At 30.2% G+C, this 4,167-nt stretch carries 3 protein-coding genes; 2 read left to right on the top strand and 1 reads right to left on the bottom strand.

Annotated features, from left to right (window positions below):
• Positions 1–1,851 (top strand): type I restriction-modification enzyme R subunit C-terminal domain-containing protein (locus MR593_RS08550; RefSeq protein WP_290691890.1); only part of this gene is annotated, 1,851 nt, incomplete at its 5' end.
• Between the two features lie 150 nt (positions 1,852–2,001).
• Positions 2,002–3,333 (top strand): GIY-YIG nuclease family protein, encoded by a 1,332-nt coding sequence (locus MR593_RS08545; protein WP_290691888.1) that lies wholly within the window; start codon positions 2,002–2,004, stop codon positions 3,331–3,333.
• Positions 3,334–3,464: 131 nt separating this feature from the next.
• Here MR593_RS08545 and MR593_RS08540 read toward each other — a convergent pair whose 3' ends face one another.
• On the bottom strand, positions 3,465–4,124 hold the full coding sequence (locus tag MR593_RS08540; protein ID WP_290691886.1) for a B3/B4 domain-containing protein: 660 nt from the start codon (positions 4,122–4,124) through the stop codon (positions 3,465–3,467).
• Between the last annotated feature and the right edge of the window lie 43 nt (positions 4,125–4,167).

The raw sequence follows: 4,167 nt of genomic DNA, 5'->3' as shown, positions 1-4,167 counted from the left end.
GAAATAGATAAAAATACTTATACAGTATTCGAGCTTGAAAGCGGCGTTCCGACTTATGCTTATGAATACGAACAAGCAGTTGAGGACGGATATTTAGTTGACTACAGAACTATAGAGGTAAAGACTAAAATAATGGAAAATGGTATAAAATACGATCAATTGTCAGACGAAGAAAAAGAACAGTATGAAGATACTTTTGATGATGATGAAAGAATTGACAAAGAAATTTCAAATACTGCTATTAATAAATGGCTATTTAATGCCGATACTATAGATTTAGTTTTGAGTAATCTTATGGAAAAAGGTTTGAAAATAGAAGGCGGAAATATCCTAGGAAAAACTATAATTTTTGCAAAAAGTCACAGACATGCAGTTGCAATAGTAGATAGATTTAACACTATTTATCCACAATACGGCGGTAAATTTGCTCAAGTTATAGATTACGACACTAAGTATGTCGACAATATAATTGATAATTTTAAACAAAAAGACAAGCTACCACAAATTGCAGTATCTGTGGATATGTTAGATACAGGAATAGATGTGCCTGAGATACTCAACTTAGTTTTCTTCAAAAAGGTCAAATCAAAGACTAAATTCTGGCAGATGATAGGTAGAGGAACTAGACTTTGCAAGGATTTACTTGGATTAGGGCTTGATAAGGATAAATTCTTGATATTTGATTACTGCAGTAACTTTGATTTCTTTAGAGAAAATCCAAAGGGATATGAAAGCAAGATAGTCCTTTCTCTAGATGAGAGATTATTCAACCTGAAGGTCGATATAATCAAGGAGCTTCAAGATATAAAATACTCAGATGAAGAATACGTCGAATATAGAAAGGTTCTATCAGAGAGTATTTATCAACAGATAAAAGCATTGCCGGATGAAAGCTATAGAGTTAGATTAAATGCTAAGTATGTGAATAAGTATAAAAATCAAGATAGCTTGAAGGTGCTTGGAGCTATTGAATCCAAGGAACTAAAGGATGAGATATCGCCACTTATCACGACTTTTGGTGAAGATGAGCTTGCCAAGAGATTTGACTTTGTAATGTACACTATAGAGTTTGCCAAATTATCTGAAACTAATGCTAGCAGAGGAATCAAAAGTGTTATATCCACAGCTAATCAGTTAGCTAGATTAGGAACTATACCTCAAGTCAAGGCTCAAAAATGTATAATAGACAAGGTTAGAAATGAAGATTTTTGGGAAGATGTAAGTATAAATGATCTTGAAGAAGTTAGAGAGGCTATGAGGGAGTTAATACAATATATTGAACCAGATATTACACGCATATACTATACACAATTTGAAGATATGATAGTAACAGAAGCTTCAAATGGAGCTATGTACAACATAAACGACTTGAAAAATTACAAGCAAAAGGTAGAGCATTACTTAAAAGAACACACAGACGACATGGTAATCTACAAGCTTAGAAATAATAAAAAGATAACAAAACAAGACTTACAAACTTTAGAGGATATAATGTGGAATCAGCTTGGAACTGCATCAGATTATGAAAAGGAATTTGGGGATATGCCATTAGGTAAGCTAGTCAGAAAAATAGTTGGACTAGATAGACAAGCGGCAAATGAAGCATTTTCTGAGTTTTTAAATAGTGAGACATTAAATTCTACACAAATTCACTTTGTAAAGCTTATAGTAGATTATATAGTTAAAAATGGATTTGTAGAGGACAATAAAATTTTTATGGAGGATCCATTTAGAAGTGTGGGAAATATAACTCAATTGTTTAAAAATAATATGGACGATGCTAGAAAAATCCTAGATATTATAGGAAACATCAAGAAAAATTCAGAAGAATTGACAGAAGAAGCATTCTAAATCAAAGCTAGTAAAATTTATGTATTTTTTAGATACATTAAATTTACTAGCTTTTTTTGTGCAAGGACTTGCAAAAAACAAAATATGTGTTAATATATTTAATATAGTAATATATTAACACATATTTTGATGAAAGGAGTGTGCTAAATTATGAAAAATGAGTTTTATTTAAAGAATTTTACTAGTAAATGGATAAAATACAGTGATTACGATATGAGAGAGGATTCAAACGGCGATATTTATGTAATTCCAGCAGAAAACAGCAATTATACAATTTACGATCCATTTGAAAAATCGAATAAAATTTTATTTGATTTAATTGATTTGGGGGATGAAGCATTAAAAGCGGAGCAAGATAAAGCTGCGATTTACAATAAATTAATTTTATTTGTGAAAAATTACGGCTTACTTGGTCTAATAAGTTCGAGTGTGTATAACAGAAATATAGTAGGAGAAGAGAGTGTATTATTTACACAAAATAATATAATAAGCAATACAATAGAAAACCTAGAAAATAATAATATTATGAAGAGCGATGAATATATAAAATTATTTACGACTTTTGCGACAGAAGAGGATATATATACGAGGGAGTTTGATGAGCATTTAACTGTTGTGAAGGCTGAGGATTCACCTAGATTCTATGGTAAGAAGCCATTGGTAATGGATATAGTATTTTCTAAGTTTTATGCAGAAAGAGTAGATTGGATATTAGAATACGCCAAGAATATATCAAAAAATTTAAATCAACTGATAATCTACAAAAATGCTAACTTAACTGAGCCAGTGGAGATAATGCCAGATAAATTTAATCCACAAAAAATAGGATTTACAGTAGCGATGTTCGATAAGCCTCAGATTAAATGGGATTTTGATTCTCTACAATCTACTATTGATGTAATATACGCATTTGCCTTGACTGACGATAATAGCATATTAAACCGCTGTAGTTATTGCAATAAGGCGTTTTTTGCAAAAACAGATAGAGAAAAATACTGCTCTCCTTCATGTAGAAACTGTGCAAATGTAGTAAAAAGCAGAAATAAGAAAAAAGCATTAAAAAATCAAACAGATAAAGCTGACGAGGATAAAAAAATTAGAGAAAAAATAAAAAAATTCAAAGGTGGTGAAAATGATATGAAAAACGAAAAACGCAAACAGGTGATATATGAATACAAAGAAAAGAAAACAACAGGTGGTGTCTACAAAATAACTAATATAGAAACTGGAAAGAGCCTGATAAAAGGTGAGATAGATTTAAAATCAATGGAAAATAGATTTAATTTCTCAGTATCAATCAATAGCTGTCTAAATCCAAAGCTTCAAAGTGACTGGAAAAAATATGGACCAAAATCTTTTAAATTTGAAATATTAGAAGAAATAGAAAAGAAACCAGAATTAGATAATAGACAATTTAAAAAGCAATTAAATGAATTAGCTGAAAAATATATCGAAAAACTAGATAAAGAAAAATTATATTAAAAATGTATAAAAAATAAAATTGTGCCAATAATATAAATGTATATTTAAACTTGCACAATTGAGCTCAATTATAAATATATAGACCGATATCCTTTAGATTATATAGTTTAAGGGATATCGGTTCTTAATTTTTATTCGACTATAAAGGTATCGATATCTTTGGCATCAGTGTATTCTGTAAGCAAGTTTTTAAATTCTTCCATCCATTTTTCTAGATCATCACTGCCATCAAATGAATAGATTACACTTGCTACATTTCTTTCGCCTTCTTTGATCATAGCTCTTTGGCTGTCACTAGTTGGATTTCCAAATGGACCTTCTTCATCGTATAGAGTAGGAAGGTGTTCGATATTTACAGATGATTTTCCTATTCCATCGTAATTTTCACCGTCTGGAACTCTCTTCAATGTTATATTTTCAGATACACAGCTCAAGTCGTAAGAGCCTATAGAATATCCAGAGCAAACAGAGATGATATTGTTGATTTCAACTACATTATTTATATTGTAAAGACCCTTGCCTTTTACTATTCTTCTAAGCATTGCTTCTGAAGCGTTTCTGTAAGAGGATGGAGATTTTCCAAGTGCTTTGTACGCCTTTCTTGTAGTGTGTATGTGGTTTATTTTTACTATATCTTCTGTAACGTATTTGTTTTCTAATTCTGATATAATAGAATTAAATTTATCTAAAAGAGAATCAGAAGTTTTTTCTACAGTTACAGAATATGTTAATATTCCTAAAGTTGCATTAGGACAAAGTGATTTTATTTCGCTGTCAATTGAAAAATTCATTTTATTTTTCGCCTCCTAATAATTTGTTAACTAACTGATTATA

Source organism: Intestinibacter sp. (assembly GCF_022780145.1).
GTDB lineage: Bacteria > Bacillota > Clostridia > Peptostreptococcales > Peptostreptococcaceae > Intestinibacter.
The sequence above is the reverse complement of the archived record's forward strand: the minus strand, read 5'-3'. Positions and strand labels throughout refer to the sequence as shown.

Excerpts from the sequence above, each read along its gene's own strand:
- MR593_RS08545 (WP_290691888.1), top strand. The coding sequence starts at position 2,002 with ATGAAAAATGAGTTTTATTTAAAGAATTTTACTAGTAAATGGATAAAA.
- MR593_RS08540 (WP_290691886.1), bottom strand. The coding sequence starts at position 4,124 with ATGAATTTTTCAATTGACAGCGAAATAAAATCACTTTGTCCTAATGCA.